Source organism: Serratia sp. CoH_122_TC_1, assembly GCF_058191755.1.
Map to the genome: position 1 here is coordinate 97459 of NZ_JBXWLA010000013.1, position 22612 is coordinate 120070.

The following is a 22612-nucleotide window of genomic DNA, read 5'->3' on the forward strand; positions in this document are numbered from 1 at the left end:
CATCGCCTTTCAGGTTACAACGAAGACGCTGTACCTTGAGATCCACAGGGCATAACGCTTAATCCATAGCCGTTTTGGTTATCATGCAATTCATTCGGTATCTAAAGCGTGATTGCGGTCGGTTATTGATCAATTCTCACCTTCCCGGTCCGAATTCCGCTCTTTATGCTTATTTTTAGCGCTGGTTGAAATTTATCCGCCAGTCCTTTAAGCATAGCTAATGTCAGTTAAAAACATTGCCCATTACCAAGGAAAACTCTTCATTAAGAAAACTGCCAGCCTGACAACGTCTTTGCGCTGCTGCCCGCATGGAGGTGTACCGATGTCTGGTGCGCTTTATCTCCTTTACAACGGCATAGACCATAGCGCGCCGAAACGGAGAAAAAGGAAGAAAATAAGGCTTTTGGGGGCTGAAAGAGGCCAGCCCCCGGGAAGTACGGTTCAGGTTACAGCAGGATGCGCAGCATGCGGCGCAGCGGTTCAGCCGCGCCCCATAGCAACTGGTCACCCACGGTGAACGCAGACAGATATTCCGGCCCCATATTCAGCTTACGCAGACGGCCGACCGGCGTATTCAACGTCCCGGTTACCGCTGCTGGCGTCAATTCACGCATAGTCAGTTCGCGGTCATTCGGGATCACGCGTACCCAGTCATTGTGCGTCGCCAGCATCTGTTCGATTTCCGGCAGTGAAACGTCTTTTTTCAGCTTCAGGGTGAACGCCTGGCTATGGCAGCGCAACGCACCAACACGCACACACAAACCGTCGACAGGGATCAGGCTACCGCTGTTCAGGATTTTGTTGGTTTCCGCCTGGCCTTTCCACTCCTCGCGGCTCTGGCCGTTATCGAGTTGCTTGTCGATCCACGGAATCAGGCTACCGGCCAGCGGCACACCGAAATTATCGGTGGGTAATTTACCGCTGCGGGTCGCGGCGGTGACTTTACGTTCGATATCCAAAATGGCCGAAGCCGGGTCCTGCAGCTCCTTCGCCACATCGGCGTGCAGCATGCCCATTTGGGTCAACAGCTCACGCATATGGCGCGCGCCGCCGCCGGAAGCCGCCTGGTAAGTCGCCACTGACGCCCACTCAACCAGATCATTGGCAAACAGGCCACCCAGAGACATCAGCATCAGGCTAACGGTACAGTTGCCGCCAACAAAGGTCTTGATGCCTTTATCCAGACCCTGCTGAATCAACGCACGGTTGACCGGATCCAAGATAATAATCGCGTCGTCTTGCATACGCAGAGAAGAAGCTGCGTCGATCCAATACCCTTGCCAGCCAGTTGCACGCAGCTTCGGGTAAATTTCGTTGGTATAATCGCCGCCCTGGCAGGTAATAATAATGTCGAGCGCGCTCAACGCCTCAACATCGTAAGCATCTTGCAGCGTGCCCTGCTGGCCGCCAAATACCGGCGCCGCTGAACCGTGTTGCGAGGTAGAGAAGAAGACCGGGCGAATGGCGTCAAAATCGCGCTCTTCCGTCATGCGTTGCATGAGTACGGAGCCGACCATTCCGCGCCAACCGATGAAACCAACGTTTTTCATAATGACTGTCCTGCCTTGGAGGATGACTGCTATAAGTTGTGTGCAATATCTCTCCACCTTACAAAATGTCGGCGCAGGCGCAAAGTGAATTTATTCGATGGGTGAGCGATTCTCAGCAATCCTTCTTATAGGCAAGGACGCCGTCGGGATGACCGAGGTGTTTTTCAGATCCAGAGGTAATGATGACAGAGATGATTTCAGTCACAGTTTTGCTGTTTTTAATCATGGACCCGTTGGGCAATTTGCCCATTTTCATGTCGGTGCTCAAGCACCTGGAGCCGCGCCGTCGGCGGATGGTGCTGATCCGCGAGCTGCTGATCGCCCTGTTGCTGATGCTGATTTTCCTGTTTGCCGGCGAGAAAATATTGGCGTTCCTCAACCTGCGTACCGAGACCGTGTCGATTTCCGGCGGGATTATCTTGTTCCTGATCGCCATCAAGATGATTTTCCCCTCGCAAGAGGGCGATAGCAGCGGGCTTTCCGCCGGTGAAGAACCTTTCCTGGTGCCGCTGGCCATCCCACTGGTTGCGGGGCCTTCGATTCTGGCATCGTTGATGCTGCTTTCGCACCAGTATCCAAACCACATTTCGTATCTGGTGGGGGCCCTGCTGATTGCCTGGGGGATTTCCGCCGCTATCTTGCTGATGTCTAACCTGTTCCTGCGCCTGCTGGGCAGCAAGGGGGTCAGCGCGCTGGAACGGCTGATGGGGCTGATTTTGGTGATGTTGTCGACCCAGATGTTCCTGGACGGCGTGCGGGCTTATATGAAGTTGTAATGGGGTACTGGCGCCAGCTCGGCGCCGGTACAAAATGGCAGCCCGGTTTACTGGGCTGCAACACGCCGAATATAAGCGAGCGTATCCGCGACCACAGCGTCCAGCGGTTGATCTATCTCGATCGCCTGCACGTCTTGTTCTTGCTCGTTAGGCTCTTCTAACGTGGCAAACTGGGAAACCAGCATCTGTGGCTTGAAGAAATGGCCCTTACGCTGTTTCAAACGCTCCTCAATGACCGCCTTGTCACCCTTCAAATAGATGAAATGCAGGTTGCGGTTGCCTTCACGCAGGCGGTCACGATAGCTTTTTTTCAGCGCGGAACACACTAACAGGGAAACGTCGTTGGTACGCTCCATGGCAAAGATCGCGTCATTTAATGCCGCCAACCAGGGGGCGCGATCGTTATCGTCCAGCGCATGCCCGGCCGCCATTTTGTTGATGTTGGCACGCGGGTGCAGGTAGTCGCCGTCCAGCATCGCGGCATTGGCTTCATGAGCGACGGCGTTGGCCACTGCGGATTTACCGCTGCCTGAAACCCCCATCAGAATAAATACGTGGTGCTGTGAATTACTCATATGTCATGCCCTTATGGGATCAGATGTACGTTCCGGCGGCGGGTTACGCCCCCTGCGCCATCAAATGCGCCCCAAACTCCAAAGAATGTCCGACACCCTGGGGGTGCCGGATAACCTCGCTATATACCGACTTAAAAGGCAGCGGATATATTAAACGACCGTCGCCAGCAGCAAACAGCCCACCAGGCCGCAGACTGAGATGATGGTTTCCAACACCGACCAGGACTTGATGGTTTCCATGATGCTCAGGTTGAAGTACTCCTTGAACAACCAGAAACCAGGATCGTTGACGTGAGAGAAAATCACGCTGCCCGACCCAACGGCAATCACCATCAGTTCCGGGCTGACTCCGGTAGTCGCGATCAGCGGTGCGACAATCCCCCCCGCGGTTATTGCTGCCACGGTAGCAGACCCCAACGCCAGACGCAGTGCGGCGGCAATGGACCAGGCCATCAGAATCGGCGAGACGTTGCTGCCTTCCATCAGAGCGGCGATGTATTTCTCTACGCCGCTGTCGACCAGTACCTGCTTGAATGCACCACCACCGCCGATGATCAACAGCATCATGGCGATAATTTTGATTGAGTCGGTGATGGTACCCATCACTTCATCCATGGTACGACCGCGGTTCAGACCAAAGGTGAAGATAGCGATCAGTACTGCAATCAGCGTCGCCATGACCGGATCGCCGAAGAACTCGGCAAAGCGCAACAGGCTATGGCCCTTCGGCAGCACCATTTCCGCTACCGCACGCAGTGCCATCAGGATCACCGGTACCAAAGAGGTGGCAACGCTGATGCCAAAGCTTGGCATTTCTGCTTCGGTGAAGATTTTTGGGTTATACAGGCCTTCAGGTACGGGCTTGTCGATGCCTTTCAGGAAACGGGCATAGACCGGGCCTGCCAGGATCACCGTTGGAATAGCCAACAGCGTGCCGTACAACAGCGTTTTGCCCATATCCGCATGGAAGATGGTGGCGATCGCCGTTGGGCCTGGGTGCGGCGGCAAGAAACCGTGGGTCACAGACAGCGCAGCCGCCATCGGCACGCCGACATACAGCAACGGCACGCGTGCAGAAGCGGCGATACTGAAGACCAGCGGCAGCAACAGCACAAAACCGACTTCATAGAACAGAGCAAAACCGACGGTAAACCCGGTCAGTACCACTGCCCATTGAATATATTTTTGGCCGAACTTCTCGATAAGCGTAGTGGCAATGCGCTGAGCACCACCGCAGTCCGCCAGCAGCTTGCCGAGCATGGCGCCAAAGCCCATGATCAACGCCAGGCTGCCCAACGTGCCGCCCACGCCGGCCTTGATGGAACCGATCACTTTATCGACTGGCATTCCCTGAGCGATACCTACCGCCAGAGCAACCAGAACCAGAGAGATAAAGCCGTTCAGCTTAAAGCGGATCATCAGCAGCAACAGCAGCGCTACCCCGCCTGCAACAATCACTAATGGCATAATTTTTCTCCAACCTTTTTATCGCAGACCCTCTTTACGATAGGCCGTAAAGCGCGCGTTTGTTGTATTTTTAGGCTCTTCCCGGTGTTAGAAGACGAGCTGTAGGTGGTGCTGAGGTAAAGGTTCTATCTTGAGCAAGATAACCGCACACTCATTGTTACCGGTATCATGATACCGGTAACAGCATGATTGCCGGAACCGGGGGGCGGGCTAAAATTCGCGTTCTGGGATAGAGATCAAACTTATGAAGGTAACGGGCGGCAAACTTACAGGCAGGAACGAAAACGCGCCAAACGGCGCGCTTTCATCATTAAAATCGTTCAAACATCGGGTTAAACCCGATCAGATGCTGCCGCCGGGGATCACGGTAAAACCGACATCCACCATGCGTGGGCTGACCGTTTCGCCACGCAGGCGAGCCAGCAGGCGTTCAGCGCCGATTTGGCCCATGCGTTCACGCGGCGTCAATACGCTCGCCAGTTTTGGCACCATCACCTGGCCGATATCGTGGCCGTGGAAACCGGCAATAGCCATGTCATTGGGGATCGACAGCCCTTGTCGCTGGCACTCAAAGGTCGCACCGATCGCCAGGTCATCGTTTGTGCAAAAGATACTGTCAATCTGCGGATAATCGCGCTGCGCCTGGCGCAACAGCTCACCACCGGCAGAATAGGACGACGATCGTGCCGTCATGACGCTGTAGGGTTCCAGACCGGATTCGCGCATCGCCTGCTCATAGCCCTGCTGTTTGATAAGGGTACGTTCATCCTGGCGTGCACCGAAGTACACCACGTGCCGATGGCCGTGTGCGATGATTTGCTGGGTCATCTGGCGTGCCGCCTCAAAGTTATTGAAGCCTACGGCCAGATCGATACAAGGTGATACGCAGTCCATCAGTTCGACGACCGGGATCCCCGCAACCTCAATCATCTTCATGGTACGGGGTGTATGGTGCCGCTCAGACAGGATCAAGCCATCAATATTGTAAGACAGCAACGAAGTCAGGCGCTGTTCTTCGCGCTCCGGCAAATAGCCGTAGTGCGCCAGCATGGTTTGATAATTGTGCGCATCAGTGACGCTCTCAATGCCGCGTAGCACTTCGGCGAACACCTGGTTGGTCAACGATGGCAACAATACGCCAATAGCACGGCTGGTTGAGTTGGAAAGGATATCCGGCGCACGGTTGGGGATGTAGCCCAGCTCATCAAGCGCGACGGCAATTTTTTGCTGCAAGGCGACAGAAACCTGATCGGGATTACGCAGATAACGGCTCACCGTCATCTTGGTCACGCCTACCTTGTCTGCGACATCTTGGAGTACCGGCCGTTTTTTCTTCATTATCAATGAACTGGCTAACCGTGAATGGGCGCTCATTTTAGCAAAAAAAAACCGGGGCCGATATTGTTGGTTACTGGGAAGCTGAACGCAAAAAGGGCTCACCTTGTGAGCCCTTGATATTTACCGCTTAATCAGACGGGTGGCAGATCAAACAGCAGGATTTCACTGTCTTCATCGGCATGAATCGACAACTCGGCTTCATCCCACACAGCAAAAGCATCGCTGGTGCCGGCCTGCTGGCCATTAACCACAACCTTGCCACGTACCACCTGGATCCAAACACGACGCCCTGCTTCAATTGGGCACGCCGCCTCTTCGTCTTTATTCAACGCCCAGCGGGACAGTGTCATATCCTGGAACACCTTCAGCGAACCTTCACGCGCATCCGGTGACAACACCAACTGACGGCCCTGCGGCGCATCAAACATGCGTTGTTCATAGCGTGGCTCCAGCCCGACCTGATCAGGGATGATCCAAATCTGGTACAGGTGCAACGGACGATCGTTGTTACCGTTGTACTCAGAATGACGCACTCCGGTACCCGCGCTCATGATCTGGAATTCACCGGCCTGGATCTGCTCTTTGTTGCCCATGCTGTCCTGATGCTCGACCGTGCCGCTCAGCACGTAGGTCAGGATTTCCATGTCTTTATGCGGGTGAGCACCAAACCCCTGCCCTGCATCGATCATGTCTTCGTTGATCACCCGCAGCGCCGAGAACCCCATAAAATCAGCATCGTAATAGTTGGCAAATGAGAAGGTGTGCCAGCTGTCCAGCCAACCATGATTGGCATGACCACGATCTTCTGCCTTACGTAAATAAATCATATTCAACTCTCCTCAATGTTTTTTACAGTCTAGTCCTGGCAGCAGAATAAGAAAGCGTAAAAAACTCATCCCTCTGTTCAAAAAATTAGATGGAGTGGTGAAACCATTGGCAGAGAATTTGTTGAGGGCATGCCGGGCTGAAAACGGGCAAAAAAAAAGCCAGCACCCGAGCTGGCTAAGTAATACTTGGAAGCAATGTGAGCAATGTCGTGCCTTCGCAGTGAGGATATCAAAGGTTGATACTCTCCCCGGAACGCATCGCAATAATAATCATTATCATTCGCACCTGTAAAGCGTTTTTTTAACCAACACGTAATAATATTGACTCGACACAATAAACGGATAAATTCAGAGGTTATTCAACCGGTAAGCCAAAGGAGCAGCGTAATGAGTGAAATCGTAGTTCGTCACGTGGAAACAACAGATGCACAAGCCCTGCATCAGCTTTACTCTCAACCACAGGCCTACCGTGACACGCTACAACTTCCACTACCGTCAATCGAGCTGTGGCACAAGCGCCTCGCCAATCTCGAACCGGGCACCCACAACCTGGTGGCTTGTATTGATGGGCAAGTCGTCGGCCAACTGAGCGTGATGCTGAACCAGCGCGTGCGCCGCCGCCATGTGGCGACCTTTGGCATTGGCGTCGATAGCCGCCACCACGGCAAGGGCGTTGGCAGTAGCCTGATGAAGGCGATGATCGACCTTTGCGACAATTGGGCAGGCATTGAGCGCATCGAACTGACGGTGTTCACCGACAATCAGGCCGCGATTGCGCTCTACCGCAAGTTCGGCTTTGACATTGAAGGCACCAGCCGCGCCTATGCGATGCGCGACGGCAAACTGGTAGACTCCTATCACATGGCACGCTTTCGCGGTGAACAGCAGAAAAACGCATCATCATGAAGGATGCCAAAAGTAGATCAGGGGCGGTATACCGCCCCTTAGCCGTCAGCCGCCGCACCTTTGTACAAACGCTGGCCTGCGTAACGGGTGCTATTGGCATCCTTTCTCCTACTGCACTCTTGGGGGCTGCCATGCCAACCTCTCCTGCCGTACGTACCGGCACCCGTAACCTGATTACCGACGTGCCTGGCCTACGGGTCGGCATCGCCCAAGACAGCCGCGTACGAACCGGCACGACGGTGATCCTGCCGGATCACCCGGCGATCGCCGCGGTCGACGTGCGCGGTGGTGGCCCTGCCACCCGAGAAACCGATGCGCTGGGAGAGGATAATCTGGTGCAGACCATCGATGCCTTAGTGCTTAGCGGTGGCTCGGTATATGGCCTGGCGGCAGCGGATGGGGTGGCCGCCTGGCTGGGGCAGCAAGGCAGGGGTTACGCCCTTCGTCCAGCACCGGGTGTGCCGGTGTCCCCAATCGTCCCCACCGCCTGCCTATACGATTTAAGCAACGCAGGTGATAAAGACTGGCAGCTCACCCCGCCTTATCGCCAACTGGGGATAGAGGCCGTCGGCAAAGTGGGTCTCGACTTCCCGCTAGGTACCGTTGGCGCGGGTTATGGTGCCATGACCGGCATGGGTAAGCTGAAAGGCGGCCTGGGTTCAGCTTCTATCGTTGCAGCGAATGGTGCTACCGTCGGTGCACTGGTGGCGGTAAACAGCCTGGGCTCCGTCGTTGCCCCGGGCACCCGTGCGTTCTGGGCCACACCTTATGAAATCAACGGTGAGTTTGGCAACGGGGGTGCAGCCGCGCTCGCGCAATTGCACGGTCAGGGCGAAGACTGGATGCCAGAAGCGCCGACAGGCGGTAGAAAGAACACCACTTTGGCCTGTATCGCCACCGATCTGGCCCTCACTCGGGTAGAACTTAAACGCGTCGCGATCATGGCACAGGATGGTATGGCCCGCGCCATCCGCCCACTGCACAGCCCGTTCGACGGCGACGTGGTATTCGCCTTATCCACCGGGCAGCGCAACGTCGAGGGCAGCCGAGAACTGGCGGTGCTGCAAATTGGCGCACTGGCAGCGGATACGTTGGCACGAGCGATAGCCCGTGGCGTTTACGCAGCCACCCCCTGGCCTGGTGAGCACGTCACTACCTGGAAAACACTGAGCTGATACCCATTAAAAAGGGCGCATTGATTGCTCAAGCGCCCTTTGACATTCTCAACCCGGTTAAATACCGGCTGTCTCTTTGATATAACGACGCGCTTTCACCGCATATTCAAACGGGTTAGCCAACGCCGGATCCTGCTCAGCCTCGACCACCATCCACCCTTTGTAACCGCGCTCATCGAGTAATTTAAAGACCGGCAGGAAGTCGATCACCCCATCCCCCGGCACGGTGAAGGTGCCTTTCTTCACGCCGTCGAGGAAGCTCAATTTGTTGGCCTTCACCTCTGCAACAACCTCATCACGCACGTCCTTCAGGTGTACGTGATTAATACGCGGCAGGTATTTTTCCAGTATCGCCATCATCGCCTGCTGGCTGCCTTCCGAATAGTAAGCATGCCCAGTATCAAACAGCAGGTAGACGTCGTCGTTCACCATGCTCATGTAACGATCGATCTCTGCGGTCGTCTGGATGCCGGTGCCCATATGGTGGTGCAGGCAGACCTGCATCCCCTTGTCGGCAGCAATTTTTGCCAGTTCATTGTACCCGTCGGCCACCCGCTGCCACTCTTCATCGCTGAAATACGGCTTCTCTTCAAACACCCCTTTGGTGGTGCCCTGAATACTCTTGCTCTGCTCGGAGCAGCCAATCACCTTTGCCCCCATCGCATGCAGGAAATTCATATGGTTAATGAATTCATCGACAGTTTTGTCTTTCAGGCCATCGGCAAAGAAGGTGCTGAACCAGGCATTGCAGATTTGAATGCCGCGAATGTCCAACATCGGCTTCAACACGGCCGGATCGCGCGGGTACTTGCTGCCCACTTCGCTACCGGTGAACCCGGCCAGTGCCATTTCACTGACGCACTGCTGGAAGGTGTTCTCTTTACCTAACTCGGGCATGTCGTCATTGGTCCAGCCGATCGGGGCGATGGCCAGTTTTACATTGTCTTTATTCATTTTCAGCCTCAGTAATATACCGTCGTCTTTTAAGCCGCAGGGTATAGAGCCCGTCTGTAGGCTATTTTCACCCGCGCAGCCGGGAAATTATTTACCCAACAGCTCTTTTTCGATGCGCTCTCGGGTCGCTACAGCCTGGGTTTTCATTCTTTCCGGGTAACCAAACAGTGACGTGCAGATAATCGACTCGCCGCCGACCTTAAAGTTGCGGGTCGCAAACGCCATATCACGCAAGGTCTGGAACAAGGTTTCGAAGTCCACCTCCCCTTCGCCGATACCCATATGCTGATGTACGGCGGCGTCTACACCCGGCGGGTTGACGATATAGCGACAGTGTTTGGTATGGTTCATGGTGTCGGCAATCAGCACATGCGAGAGATCCTCACCGGCATATTGCAACATGCCAGCCACGTCACCCTGGCCTTTGTCGTAGTAGAAGGTATGGGGAACGCTGTAGAGGTATTTAACGTGATCGCTACGCAGCGACTTGACGATATCCGCGGTTTCGTTGCTCAGCTCGCAGAAGTCCCATGGGTGTGACTGGATCTCCATGCGGATACCTTCCCGCTCGATAATCGGCAACAGTTCCTCCATTGAGCGATACCACAACTCTTCACAGATTTCCGGCTCATTGGGATTGCCGGCCAGTTCGGTATTGATCACCTGCACACCCATTTCTACCGCGATTTCGATCATCCGACGCCAATTTTTGACTGCCGCCTGACGGCGATCTTCACCCGGGCCAGACCAGCGATAAACGACGATAAACGAGGAGATCTCCACGCCGGTAGCCTTCAGGACGTTTTTGTACTCCGTCATGACCTCACGCCCGGCTTTCGGATGCTTATAGAAAGGATTGATCTGCGGGTGCGGTGACTGCTCAATATATTGATAGCCCCAGTCCGCCACCTGCTGAACCATTTTCGTGATGCCCAGGTCCCTGATGACATCAACATCAAAAGCGATCTTCATGGTCATTCCTCGTTAAACGTGGATACGGCGGTCAGCACACTATTTGTTATAAAACGACGGACGTGGTGGCAAGGTCACAGGGACAATCTCACCGCTGAGCTGCGCGGCTATGCAAGCATCAGCCGTCACCGCCGCCGCATAACCGTCCCAAGCGGAGGGGCCTGTCAGCGAACCTGCCAGGACGTCATTGATAAAGCCTTGTAACTCAACGTCGTAAGCATCAATGAAGCGATCTTTCCAGTCGGTCAGAATTTCGGTCGACAGTTTGGCACCGCTGCGCATCTGCACTGATGAAGGTTCTGGCAGCTTGGCAATACCACTTTCACCCACGACCTCGCACTGGATGTCGTAACCGTATTGGCAGTTAACGAAGATTTCGACATCAATACGCGTGCCCTTCGCGGTTTCAAACAGCACAATTTGCGGATCTTTCAGGTGCGGGAACGCCTTGGGGCTTTTACGCGGGAACACGACCTGTACCGAAACATAGTCGTCATCCAGCAGCCAACGCAGGACGTCAATTTCGTGGATCAGGGTGTCCGTGATCGCCATATCCGTGGTGTAAGCTTCGCCAACGGTCGGGTTGCGGTGCGCGCAATGCAGCATCAACGGCTCACCAATTTGTCCACTGGTCAGCACCTGCTTGAGCGCTCGGTAGCCCTGATCGTAAGGACGCATAAAGCCCACTTGCACCAGACGTTTGCCGTGTTTTGCTTCAGCCTCAACGATGTTTTTGCATCCCTGAGCCGTCACCGCCAACGGCTTCTCGCAGAACACCGGCTTGCCGGCAGCAATGGCTGCCAATACAAACTCTTCGTGGCTTGGGCCCCAGGATGTGACCAACACCGCCTGCACGTCCGACGCGTTGATCAGGTCGTGACCCTTGTCATAAACCTTGGCGTCCAGTTTCAGATCGCTCACCACCTTAGCGGCGTTGTCACGGTTGATATCGTTGACGGCCACGATACGACTGCCCTGCAACACTTTGCTGCAGCGACGAATGTGATCCCGACCGATTGCGCCGGTGCCAATAACCCCAATGTTCAGTGTCATTTTCGTTATCCTCTTCAAATAGTTGCGGCAGACGCAAGGTCTGGGTAATCAAGCAATGCGTAAATCAGTAGTCGCGGGCCTTGTCGATGTTCTCTTGCAGCTTGCGAGCCACGGCGACAATTTTTTCATTGTCGGCAACCTGGGCTCCCCCCACGCGCCACCAGCTGAGATATTTGTGCACCATGGTTTTTGGCAGCACCTTGATATCCAGCAGGGTAGATAGGGTCTGCCGACGGGCATCGGCCAAAGCGTCGATCAGCTGCTGTTCGGTCGTTATGCTGTAGGTTTTACAGCCGTAGGCTGCCGCCAGCATGGCGAAGTTGACCGGTACTAACTTGCCGTCAAGCTTGCCCCCCTGCGGGTTTCGGAAGCGGAACTCGGTGGTATAGCTGTCCATGCCATGTTCCATCTGCAGGTTATTGATGCACCCGTTGGTCATGTTGTCGAACAGCACGACGTTGATTTTGCACCCTTCCTGAATCGACGTGACCAGTTCGGAATGCAGCATCATAAAGGCACCATCGCCCACCATGGCGTACACCTCACGCTGCGGCTCGGCCAGTTTGACCCCCAGTGCTGCATTCACTTCGTAACCCATGCACGAATAGCCATACTCCACGTGGTAGCCATGCTCACCATGGTTCTGCCACACGCGTTGTAAATCGCCCGGCAAGCTGCCCGCGGCGGCCACGATCACGCTGTCCTGCGGCAAATGCTGATTCAGTACCCCCAGAACCCGGCTTTGGGTCAGCAGCGAGTCGGTTTTTTCGATGAACTCGGCAAACACGCTGTCGCGATCGAGATGATCGTCAATTTCCGGCACAAAACCCTCTCCGGTGTATTCCACCGCGTAAACGCGAGCTGTTTCTTGTTGCTGAGCGTGACGCGCGTCGCTAATCGCATTGCCCCAACCCGCACGGTAATCGGAAGGTGCCAACAGCGCAGCCAACGCGGACAGCGCTTCCCGGGCATCGGCCAGTACCTGCACGCCGTCGAGCTTGCCGGCATCAAAGGCACTGACGTTAATATTGAGAAAATCGACGTCGGCATTTTGGAACAGCCATTTTGACGAGGTGGTGAAGTCGGTATAACGGGTGCCCACGCCAATCACCAGATCGGCCTGCCGGGCAAGGGTATTGGCCGCCAGGCAGCCGGTTTCGCCAACGCCCCCCAGGTTAAAGGGATGGTTGGACGGCACGGTCCCCTTACCTGCTTGTGTTTCCACAAACGGAATCTGGAAACGTTCGGCAAACTCGCGCAGCGCCTGACCAGCCTGTGAGTATTTCACCCCACCGCCGCACACCAGTAACGGTTGGCGTTTGGTCGCCAGCAGCGCCAGGGCATCGGCCAGCATACCTTCCGTTGCCGGTCGGCGATCGAGCCGGTGCACTCGCTTCTGGAAGAAATAGTCAGGGTAGTCGTAGGCTTCGCCCTGCACGTCCTGCGGCAAACTCAGCGTCACCGCCCCCGTTTCAGCCGGGTCGGTCAACACACGCATCGCGTTGATACAGGCGCTCATCAGCTGTTCTGGCCGTACAATACGATCCCAGTACTTGCTCACCGCGCGGAAGGCATCGTTGGTGCTAATGCTGAGATCGTAAGTTTGTTCGATTTGCTGCAACACCGGATCTGGCTGACGCGACGCGTAAACATCGCCGGGTAGCAGCAATAAAGGAATACGGTTGGCGGTGGCGGTGGCAGCGGCGGTGATCATATTGGCGGCACCCGGACCGACGGAAGAGGTACAGGCGTAGATCTGCTGGCGCAGTTTCTGCTTGGCAAACCCCGTGGCTGCGTGAGCCATACCCTGCTCGTTTCGCCCCTGGTGCACGATCAGGTCACCGCTGTCTTGTTCCAGCGCTTGCCCAAGACCGAGAACGTTGCCGTGGCCAAAAATCGCAAAGATGCCTTTAACGAATTTGGTTTCCACACCGTCGACCAGCAGATACTGGTTGTCGAGGAACCTGACGAGTGCCTGTGCCATGGTTAACCGAATCTTGCCCATTTACTCACCCTTTTAGATTAGTCACGCCCGCTCCGACACCACTCGCGTGCCGAACCCTGGAAACTCTGTGATGCCTGTCGTTTTCACGCGAATTGTTCAACTTAAGCGACGATGTGAAACGTGAAGCGATTATAAACAAATATATTTTTCATAAAATCACATTACAGAAGAAACATTTCATTTTGCGATAAAGATCGCATTATGATGAAAACCCCGTTTCATCCATGCCTTTATAATTCACTGACTTAGCCGTCCTTTCCTCCGTTGCAACCGACTGCCCGTCGTCGCTGAAATCACCGCAACCCTTGATAGGGTCTGGCCGTCATGCAAGGTCTGTCTCCGCCGTTGGCGGAGGCTTTCCCGGCAAGCAGGGCGCTGTTTTACGCTGATTTAACCGCGATAGTGAGGCTGTTTTAAATGCATCACATTTCCGGGGTATAAATTTCATTCAATCTTGAAATTGAAATTTTTATTCCTCATACTTCGAAATATGCTTTGCAGTCGGGGTTTGGCTTAATACAGAAGGAAACGGGTATGGCTACACAAGAAAAACAGCTTGATGTCATTTGTCTCGGGCGTATTGCCGTCGATTTCTATGCACAACAGATCGGCGCACGCTTGGAAGATGCCAGCACATTCTCAAAATATCTCGGCGGCTCTTCCGGCAACGTGGCCTATGGCACCGCAATCCAGGGCCTGAAGTCCAGCATGTTGGCCCGCGTCGGCGATGAGCATATGGGCCGTTTTCTGCGCGAAGAATTGCAACGCGTCGGTGCCGACACACAAAGCCTGATCACTGACCCACACCGTCTGACCGGGCTCGTGATCCTCGGTATCAAAGATCAGGAAACCTTCCCGCTGATTTTCTACCGCGAAAACTGTGCCGATATGGCGCTGACGCCGGACGACATCGACGAATCCTATATCGCGTCATCACGCGCGCTGGCTATTACCGGCACGCACCTGTCACACCCAAATACCCGCGCCGCGGTATTAAAAGCACTGGAATACGCCCGCCGCCACGGACTGCGCACCGCACTGGATATCGATTATCGGCCAGTACTGTGGGGCCTGACGTCCCTGGGCGACGGAGAAACCCGCTTTGTCGAGTCAGAAAAAGTGACCCGCGAGCTGCAGGAAGTGCTGCACCACTTTGATCTGGTCGTCGGCACCGAAGAGGAATTTCATATTGCCGGTGGCAGTACCGATACCCTGACCGCCCTGAAAAACGTGCGCAAGGCAACACAGGCGACATTGGTCTGTAAGCGAGGCGCACAAGGCTGTTCAGTGTTCGAAGGCGAGATCGCCGCCGACTGGCAACAGGTAAAACTGCATTCCGGCGTGCGAGTTGAAGTCCTGAACGTGTTAGGTGCAGGTGATGCCTTTATGTCGGGTTTGCTACGTGGCTATTTGAATGATGAAGGCTGGGATCAGGCATGCCGTTATGCCAATGCCTGTGGCGCACTGGTGGTTTCACGCCACGGTTGCGCACCTGCGATGCCCAGCAAACAGGAACTGGATGATTATCTGCAACGCGAACAGGAAGTGAAACGCCCTGACCGTGATGAGCGACTTAACCATCTTCACCGGGTCACCACGCGTAAACAGCAGTGGCCCGAACTGTGCGTGTTCGCCTTTGATCATCGCAAACAATTGGCGGATATGGCGCGAGAAGCCAACGTCAGTGAAGAACGCATCCCTAAACTGAAGACCCTGCTGCTGACCGCGGCACAACAGGCCGCCGAAGTGGCTGGGCTACGGGGTAATAGCGGGATTTTGGCCGATACCACCTATGGCCAGGCCGCACTGAACGAGATTACCGGTCAGGGATGGTGGATCGGTCGGCCAGTCGAACTGCCAGGTTCACGCCCGCTGCGGCTGGAACACGGTAGCATTGGATCTCAACTGATCGATTGGCCACAGGAACACGTGGTGAAATGTCTGGTGTTTTACCACCCACATGACGCCGTTGAGCTGCGTCGCGAACAGGATGAGCTGATTAGCGATGTGTATCGCGGTTGCTGCAAGTCTGGCCATGAACTGCTGCTGGAAGTGATCCTGCCGGAAAGCAACACCGACAAGAACGAAACCTATTATCTGGACATGCTGCAACATTTCTACGCGCTGGGCATTAAGCCGGACTGGTGGAAATTGCCGCCGTTGAGTGCAGAGAACTGGCAGCAGGTCGGCGCCTTGATCGACGCTAACGATCCTTTCTGCCGTGGCGTACTTATCCTGGGGCTGGACTCACCGGAAGAAACGCTGAAGGCCGGCTTCGCTGCGGCTGCCGACGCACGCTGGGTGAAAGGTTTTGCCGTTGGCCGCACCATCTTCGGCCAACCTTCACGGCGTTGGTTGCAGGGTGAACTCGATGACGCGGCGTTAATTGAGCAGGTGAAACAAAAATACCTGACGCTGATCGGTTTCTGGCACCAATATCGCCCAACTTCCCACCAGCCTTAAGCGCAGAACCCTCCCCTTAAACGGATTTTCGCCGCTTTAAGGGGATTTTTTTGCCTGTTTTCTGTGAAGTCACGCAACTTGCAATCGAATAAATCGCTTTTTGGTGAAATGAAATTTCCACTCCATCTGTTAGAATGTCATGTCAATAATTCAGGCGTCAGGCCGATACGCCTTAGCCCACACTGCGAGCCGAATGGATGAACAACCCAACTCAACTTTCGCTGTTACAGGACGAAATCCGCCACCGCTATGAAACGCTGAGCAAGCGTTTAAAGCAGGTGGCGCGTTACATTTTGGATAACAGTAACAGCATTGCTTTCGATACCGTCGCCTCCATTGCCGCACAGGCCAGCGTCCCGCCTTCCACCCTGATCCGCTTCGCCAATGCCTTTGGCTTCAGCGGGTTCAACGAAATGAAACAGGTTTTTCGCCAGCACCTGATGGAAGAAACCGTCAACTATACCGAGCGGGCGCGCCTGTTCCGTCAGACCTCGACCGACGATAACGTCGCACCGGAAAAGCCGGCGGAAATCCTTAACGTTTTCACCATGGTCAACGCTCAGGCGTTACAACAGTTGGCAATGCAAACCAGCCCAGAGCAGTTGGATCGGGCGGTTGAGTTACTGAACAACGCCGAGAATATTTACGTGATTGGTTTGCGCCGCTCATTCAGCGTCGCCTCCTACCTCACCTATGCGTTACGCCACCTGGAACGCAGGGCATTTCTGATCGACGGATTGGGCGGCATGTTTACCGAGCAGCTCAGCATGGTGAAACCTAATGACGTCGTGATCGCCATCAGTTACTCGCCTTATGCTCAAGAAGCGCTGGAACTGGTTGAATTGGGTGCCAAGAGCGGCGCACAACAAATCGCGATTACCGACAGCCAGGTTAGCCCGCTGGCCGCCTTCAGCGACGTGTGCTTTGTCGTGCGTGAAGCACAGGTGGACGGTTTCCGTTCCCAGGTCGCGTCAATGTGTCTGGCGCAGACGCTGGCGGTATCGCTGGCATTGAATAACGCCAAAGAAGAGTAATATACCCGTCATACTTGAAGCTGCCTCTGTGTTGGCTGCATTCACTTACCCGAATCACTGACCAGTGTAAGCTCATCGGGATAAGCTCCCTTGCCGCCTGGAGGCAACTCCAATTATTTTGGGTATAGCCAAGCCCGGAAAACCGGGCCTGATAAGGATTATTTAGCCGCCGGGTAACCGTCGGTGTTAATCCAGGCGTGGTCTTTTTCCCAAGTGAATTTCCACAGCCGCACCGGCCCTGCCATCACATTGAGATAATAGTTGTCGTACCCGGCCAACGTCGCCACCGGATGATAGCCGCGCGGTACCTTGACTACGTCACGGTTATACACCGGCATGCACTCGTCCAGTGAGCGATCGTCGGTATACACCCGTTGCATACAAAAACCCTGTTCCGGCTGAATCCGGTGATAGTAGGTCTCTTCCAGATAGGTTTCATCCGGCGAGTCTTCCTGATCGTGCTTGTGGCTAGGGTACGAACTGGTATTGCCTTCATCCGTATACACCTCTACCACCAGCAAACTGTCTGCCGGTTCGCTATCGGGCAGAATATTGTGTACCAGACGCTGATTGCGTCCCTTGCCTCGACGTTCGACGCCGACCTCCGCTGGCGTGATCAAGCGCGATGGCAGGTGGCCATGACCCGGTGCGCTGCAGACCGCCAATTCCAGGGCGCTTTCCGCCCGCACTTCAATCTTGTCGTGATGCGGCACGTATACCGCATAAGGCGGTGTGCGTTCGAACGGGCTCATGCGTTTGCCGATGCTCGGGTATTCCGCCCGCAGGGTGGAAACGGACGCGATGCCCGCGACTAACACCAGGCACAGCTCTTTGTCGCCACTTTCCAGGCGCAGCGATTGGCCTGCCTCAAGGCGATAAACATCGAACCCGACAAAGCGCCAGCCGGCATTCTCTGGGGTGACATGCTGAATGCGGCCCTGATCGTCCGGCTGCTGACACTTGGCAAGTAGTGAAGACATGGAAATCCTCCCTTTTGAGAATAAATATACCCAAAATAATTGGAGTTGCATCATCGTAGGGGCGCTGCATGCTGCGCCCGCATTCATCGGGGCGAATTTATTCGCCCCCTACAGGGTGACTGTGAAGGGTATAAGGACGTTAACCCAACGTCGGCATACTGTATTCAGACACCGTTTGTTGCCCCGCCGGCCAGCGGGCAGTGGCCGTTTTCATGCGTGTGTAAAAACGCACGCCGTCAGTGCCATGGACGTTCAATGCCCCAAACACCGAGCGCTTCCAGCCACCGAAGCTGTGAAATGCCATCGGAACCGGAACCGGGACGTTAACCCCGACCATGCCAGCCTGCACTTCGTGCACAAACTGACGCGCGTAGTGGCCGTTACTGGTAAAGATGGCGCTGCCGTTGCCAAACTCATGGCTATTTACCGTATCGATCGCCGTCTGGTAATCCGGTACGCGGACAATGCCCAGCACCGGTCCGAAGATCTCTTCACGGTAGATACGCATGTGCGGTTTGACGTGGTCGAACAGCGTGCCGCCAACATAGTAGCCGTCCGGGTAACCCGGCACCCGATAATTGCGCCCATCGGCGACCAGCGTTGCGCCCTCTTCGACGCCCAGATCGATATAACCCAGTACCTTCTTCTGGTGAGCAGAGGAAACCAATGGCCCCATTTCGTTTTCTTCACCGCCCTGCTGGATCCCAGGACCCACACGCAATTGGGCGATCAAGGGCTTCAACCTGGCAATCAGCTTATCCGCCGTGTCATCACCGACGACCACGGCAACGGGCAACGCCATACAACGCTCACCGGCAGAGCCAAACGCGCCGCCCATCAGGGCATTGACTGTCGCATCCAAGTCGGCGTCCGGCATAATGATGGCCTGGTTTTTTGCCGCGCCGAAAGCCTGCACCCGTTTGCCGTGGGCACTGGCCGTCGTATAGATATGCTCCGCCACGGCCGACGACCCCACAAAGCTCACCGCCTGAATGTACGGGTCGGTACACAGCTGCGCGGCGTCTTCGTTAGCGCAATGCACCACGTTGAATACGCCGTCCGGCAGGCCAGCCTCTTTCAGCAGTTCCGCCATCCGTACCGATGCCGAAGGCACCAATGCCGGTGGTTTAAGTACGAAAGTGTTACCGCAGGCCAACGCGATAGGGAACATCCACATCGGTACCATTGCCGGGAAATTGAACGGGGTGATGCCCGCCACCACACCTAATGGCTGCATCAACGAAAAACTGTCTACGCCGCTGCCTACATCCGCTGAATATTCACCTTTGATCAAATGCGGAATGCCGCAGGCAAACTCAACCACTTCAATCCCGCGGGTCAGCTCGCCCAAGGCATCAGAGTAAACCTTGCCGTGTTCACTGACGATTAACGCCGCCAGCTCATCGCGATGCTGTTCCAGCAGTGCCTTAAAATTGAACATGATGCGCGCACGGCGCAGCGGTGTGGTGCGTGACCAATCGGCAAACGCCTGGTGGGCCACATCGATGGCCTGCTTTACCTCGGCGGCGGTGCTTTGCGTGACCCGACGCTCAACCTGCCCAGTGGCCGGGTTGTGCACGTCGACGGTTTGATTGCTGCTGCTCAGGCACACCTGCCCGCCAATAAAGTTACCCACGGTTTTCATGTCTCGCCCTCTTTTAAGTCTGCTGTCGCCGAACGCTGTGCGCAGTGCCGCACACCCTGGCGTTTTCATCACACCGCTTACCGGGTTAACCCCATAAGCAGGCTAAATCCTGACCTGATGAAGCAAACTCTATTTCATTGAAAAAAAAGTTTCAAATAAATTATTTTAGAAAATTTGTTTTTAGTGAGAGAGGTAGCAGTTTTGCCAGGACATCAGGCACGCCGGTTACATTTGAGGAAAAAACCTGTGATGTCGGCCCGCCGTAGGGTCGTGGGGATTAGCCCTGACTTTTATACAGAAATAGGCGATCCGCTCGGGAATACGTTGAAAAGGGTTGATCAAGGATAGTGCTGCCGTGCTTGTGGGATGTGCGCGTTTTTTTTTGAACTGGATCTAAAAATCAATATTTCATTATTCACTAATTATGGAATAAATGTTCTTGTTTAGAGAAGACCTATTCCAATGTCACCGCCTAATGACAGGCACGGTTCACACCCTTCCGCCTCCCTCTTACCGACAACCTACTGCGCGGGTGGAAGCCAGGATAAAAATCGGAGCAACACATGTCATCTCAGCGTAAACACAACACCGGGTATATATTGCGAATTTGCGGCATTGCGGCACTCGGCGGCATTTTATTCGGTTACGATACTGCCGTGATCTCCGGCGCAATCGAAGCCCTAAAAGTCTATTTTAATCTCAGCCCGGTCGAAACCGGCTGGGCCGTCTCTAACGTGGTAATAGGTTGTGTGGTCGGGGCTTTTGGCGCCGGGCCGCTGGCCGCGCGCTACGGCCGGAAAAAAGCGTTGATGCTGGCAGCCTTGCTGTTCACCATCTCGGCCATTGGTGCGGCCCTGGCTAACACCTTCAGCTGGTTTGTGATTTACCGCATTATCGGGGGGTTGGCCGTCGGTATTGCCGCCACCGTTTCCCCAATGTACATGTCGGAAGTCTCACCAAAAGACATGCGTGGCCGTGCGCTCAGCATGCAGCAATTTGCCATCGTGTTTGGCCAGATCGTGATTTTCTACGTTAACTTCAAAATCGCCAGCATCGCCAGTGAAGCCTGGCTGGTCGAAATGGGCTGGCGCTGGATGATCGGTTCAGAAGTCATCCCCTGCATTTTGTTCTTGATGTTGGTATTCATCATCCCGGAATCACCGCGCTGGAGCGTCATGGTCGGTCGCGACGATCAGGCTTTGGCAATGTTGACCAAAATATCCAACGCAACGCATGCGCAAAGATTGCTGCAAGAAATCAAATACTCACTGCATCAAGACCAGAAACAACACCAGCAGAAGCTGAACTACGGTGACATACGGGTACGTTTCATTCTGTTTGTCGGCTGCATGATCGCCATGTTGCAACAGGTTACCGGTGTTAACGTGATGATGTACTACGCGCCGATGGTGCTGAAAACCGTCACCGAAAATGCCCAGGAAGCACTCTTCCAAACGATTTGGATCGGCGTGCTGCAATTGGTGGGTTCGGTGATCGGCGCCATGCTGATGGATCGCATCGGTCGTATTCCGCTGATGCGTTACGGCACGCTCGGCGCTATCGCCGGGTTGCTGATCACCTCTTATGCGCTCTACACCCAAGCCACTGGCTATTTCGCCTTGTTCGGCATGCTGTTCTTTATGGTGTTCTACGCGCTGTCATGGGGGGTCGGAGCATGGGTTTTGGTATCAGAAATCTTCCCTAACCGCATGCGGGCACAGGGTATGAGCATCGCCGTCGGCTGCATGTGGCTGGCCAACTTTGTCGTGTCGCAAACCTTCCCGATGATCAACGACAACCCTTACCTGTTCTCCAGTTTCCACGGGGCCTTCCCAATGTGGATTTTCGCCGCCTGCTGCCTGTTCAGCTACTGGTTTATCGGCCGCTATATTCCCGAAACCAAAGGCGTATCGCTGGAGAAAATGGAAGACGTGGTGATGGCCAAACGCTATCGCCAGCCACGGCCCGAAACACAACGCACGCCGCTGTAAGTCGGTCAATCTTAGGTTTTCGCCCCTATCTCAGGAGTCATGCATCATGACCATTGCGCCAGACCGCTTTTGCATCAACCGTAAGATCGCGCCAAATCTCGATATAGAACACTTTTTCGCGCTGGTGAAAAAGTGCGGGCTCAGCAAAGTTGAGCTGCGCAACGATATGCCGAGCGGCAAGGTGACCGATAACCTGAGCAACGATCAAGTCAATGCGTTGGCAGCACAATACGGTATCGACATTATCACGATCAACGCCCTCGGTATGTTTAACCTCTTGGACGATCAGACTCGGTTGTTAACCAACGCCGAGGCGCTGTTGTCGCAAGCTCGGGCCATTCATAGTCAGGCGGTGGTATTGTGCCCACATTGCAGCGCAGGGGATTCACGCAGCGAAGAGCAGAAAAAAACCGATACATTGGCCGCCCTGAAGCTACTGGCGCCCCTGTTCAAACAATACGGTGTGCAGGCCTATGTTGAGCCTCTGGGGTTCGGTATCAGTTCGCTGCGCTCATCGTTACTGACACAGTCTCTGATCCGCGATTCCGGCGCACCCTATAAAATCGTGCTGGATACCTTCCACCATTATTTGAGCGGTGTCGCACAGCCTGAGTTTGATGCGCAGATTCAGATAGAGGGTATTGGTTTGGTGCACCTTTCCGGGGTGGAAGATCCACGGACAAAAAATGCGTTAAGCGATGAAGAACGCATCATGCTGAGTGACAAAGACAGACTGGAGAGCAAAGCACAGGTGCAGAATCTGGAGCGCCTCGGTTACACCGGCATTTACGCCTTCGAGCCGTTCTCTTCACAGTTGGACACCTGGACAGAAGCCGATATAGCACGTGAGATCCGCCAGAGTATCGCCCTGCTGCAAGGGTAATGCGCACGTCAGTGTCAA

Annotated in this window: 18 protein-coding genes; 7 read left to right on the forward strand and 11 right to left on the reverse strand. The window is 54.8% G+C overall.

Features of this window, described 5'->3' with window-relative positions; genetic code table 11:
• Positions 1 to 446: 446 nt before the first annotated feature.
• Positions 447 to 1550, reverse strand: a complete 1104-nt coding sequence (gene asd / locus AC2FC2_RS17395; RefSeq protein ID WP_209639197.1) for an aspartate-semialdehyde dehydrogenase — start codon at positions 1548 to 1550, stop codon at positions 447 to 449.
• 182 nt (positions 1551 to 1732) lie between these two features.
• Here asd and AC2FC2_RS17400 point away from each other — a divergent pair, with 182 nt between their 5' ends.
• On the forward strand, positions 1733 to 2326 hold the full coding sequence (locus AC2FC2_RS17400) for a YhgN family NAAT transporter (RefSeq protein ID WP_209639198.1): 594 nt from the start codon (positions 1733 to 1735) through the stop codon (positions 2324 to 2326).
• A gap of 47 nt (positions 2327 to 2373) precedes the next feature.
• Here AC2FC2_RS17400 and gntK read toward each other — a convergent pair whose 3' ends face one another.
• The 4 genes from gntK to AC2FC2_RS17420 form a co-directional block, all read right to left on the reverse strand.
• A complete protein-coding gene (gene gntK, locus AC2FC2_RS17405; RefSeq protein WP_209639199.1) occupies positions 2374 to 2901 on the reverse strand; it encodes a gluconokinase in 528 nt (175 codons plus the stop codon).
• Positions 2902 to 3051: 150 nt separating this feature from the next.
• On the reverse strand, positions 3052 to 4368 hold the full coding sequence (gntT, locus tag AC2FC2_RS17410; protein WP_037425035.1) for a gluconate transporter: 1317 nt from the start codon (positions 4366 to 4368) through the stop codon (positions 3052 to 3054).
• A gap of 342 nt (positions 4369 to 4710) precedes the next feature.
• Entirely contained in the window at positions 4711 to 5706 is a 996-nt protein-coding gene (gntR, locus tag AC2FC2_RS17415) for a gluconate operon transcriptional repressor GntR (RefSeq protein WP_209639200.1), read from the reverse strand.
• A 131-nt stretch (positions 5707 to 5837) separates the two neighbouring features.
• Positions 5838 to 6533 (reverse strand): pirin family protein, encoded by a 696-nt coding sequence (locus tag AC2FC2_RS17420; RefSeq protein ID WP_490659625.1) that lies wholly within the window; start codon positions 6531 to 6533, stop codon positions 5838 to 5840.
• A gap of 387 nt (positions 6534 to 6920) precedes the next feature.
• Between AC2FC2_RS17420 and AC2FC2_RS17425 the strand changes: the two genes are divergently transcribed.
• Both AC2FC2_RS17425 and AC2FC2_RS17430 read left to right on the forward strand, forming a co-directional pair.
• Complete coding sequence (locus tag AC2FC2_RS17425) at positions 6921 to 7439, forward strand: GNAT family N-acetyltransferase (protein ID WP_490659626.1); 519 nt, start codon at positions 6921 to 6923, stop codon at positions 7437 to 7439.
• Entirely contained in the window at positions 7436 to 8614 is a 1179-nt protein-coding gene (locus AC2FC2_RS17430) for a P1 family peptidase (RefSeq protein WP_209639204.1), read from the forward strand. The genes AC2FC2_RS17425 and AC2FC2_RS17430 overlap by 4 nt, the downstream gene beginning before the upstream one ends.
• A 57-nt stretch (positions 8615 to 8671) precedes the next feature.
• On the opposite strand, the gene iolE is transcribed toward AC2FC2_RS17430, so the two are convergent.
• From iolE to iolD, 4 genes are all read right to left on the reverse strand, one after another.
• Positions 8672 to 9568, reverse strand: coding sequence for a myo-inosose-2 dehydratase (gene iolE, locus AC2FC2_RS17435; protein WP_209639206.1), 897 nt, complete (start codon positions 9566 to 9568; stop codon positions 8672 to 8674).
• An 87-nt stretch (positions 9569 to 9655) separates the two neighbouring features.
• Positions 9656 to 10540, reverse strand: coding sequence for a sugar phosphate isomerase/epimerase family protein (locus AC2FC2_RS17440; RefSeq protein WP_209639209.1), 885 nt, complete (start codon positions 10538 to 10540; stop codon positions 9656 to 9658).
• A gap of 39 nt (positions 10541 to 10579) precedes the next feature.
• Positions 10580 to 11593, reverse strand: coding sequence for a bifunctional inositol 2-dehydrogenase/D-chiro-inositol 1-dehydrogenase (iolG, locus tag AC2FC2_RS17445; RefSeq protein ID WP_209639211.1), 1014 nt, complete (start codon positions 11591 to 11593; stop codon positions 10580 to 10582).
• A gap of 64 nt (positions 11594 to 11657) precedes the next feature.
• Positions 11658 to 13598 carry a 3D-(3,5/4)-trihydroxycyclohexane-1,2-dione acylhydrolase (decyclizing) gene (gene iolD / locus AC2FC2_RS17450; protein ID WP_404760824.1) on the reverse strand — a complete coding sequence of 647 codons (1941 nt, stop codon included), beginning with the start codon at positions 13596 to 13598 and terminating at the stop codon, positions 11658 to 11660.
• A gap of 534 nt (positions 13599 to 14132) precedes the next feature.
• Here iolD and AC2FC2_RS17455 point away from each other — a divergent pair.
• Complete coding sequence (locus tag AC2FC2_RS17455) at positions 14133 to 16061, forward strand: bifunctional 5-dehydro-2-deoxygluconokinase/5-dehydro-2-deoxyphosphogluconate aldolase (RefSeq protein ID WP_490659627.1); 1929 nt, start codon at positions 14133 to 14135, stop codon at positions 16059 to 16061.
• A 197-nt stretch (positions 16062 to 16258) separates the two neighbouring features.
• Entirely contained in the window at positions 16259 to 17095 is an 837-nt protein-coding gene (locus tag AC2FC2_RS17460; RefSeq protein WP_209639217.1) for a MurR/RpiR family transcriptional regulator, read from the forward strand.
• A 158-nt stretch (positions 17096 to 17253) separates the two neighbouring features.
• Here AC2FC2_RS17460 and iolB read toward each other — a convergent pair whose 3' ends face one another.
• Together iolB and AC2FC2_RS17470 are read right to left on the reverse strand one after the other, a co-directional pair.
• Positions 17254 to 18075, reverse strand: coding sequence for a 5-deoxy-glucuronate isomerase (iolB, locus tag AC2FC2_RS17465; protein WP_404760822.1), 822 nt, complete (start codon positions 18073 to 18075; stop codon positions 17254 to 17256).
• 139 nt (positions 18076 to 18214) lie between these two features.
• Complete coding sequence (locus tag AC2FC2_RS17470) at positions 18215 to 19720, reverse strand: CoA-acylating methylmalonate-semialdehyde dehydrogenase (RefSeq protein ID WP_490659628.1); 1506 nt, start codon at positions 19718 to 19720, stop codon at positions 18215 to 18217.
• A 563-nt stretch (positions 19721 to 20283) separates the two neighbouring features.
• Here AC2FC2_RS17470 and AC2FC2_RS17475 point away from each other — a divergent pair.
• Together AC2FC2_RS17475 and AC2FC2_RS17480 are read left to right on the forward strand one after the other, a co-directional pair.
• Positions 20284 to 21711: a sugar porter family MFS transporter gene (locus AC2FC2_RS17475; protein WP_490659629.1), complete on the forward strand. Its 1428-nt coding sequence runs from the start codon at positions 20284 to 20286 to the stop codon at positions 21709 to 21711.
• 46 nt (positions 21712 to 21757) lie between these two features.
• Positions 21758 to 22594 carry a TIM barrel protein gene (locus AC2FC2_RS17480; RefSeq protein WP_265556054.1) on the forward strand — a complete coding sequence of 279 codons (837 nt, stop codon included), beginning with the start codon at positions 21758 to 21760 and terminating at the stop codon, positions 22592 to 22594.
• Positions 22595 to 22612 lie beyond the last annotated feature (18 nt).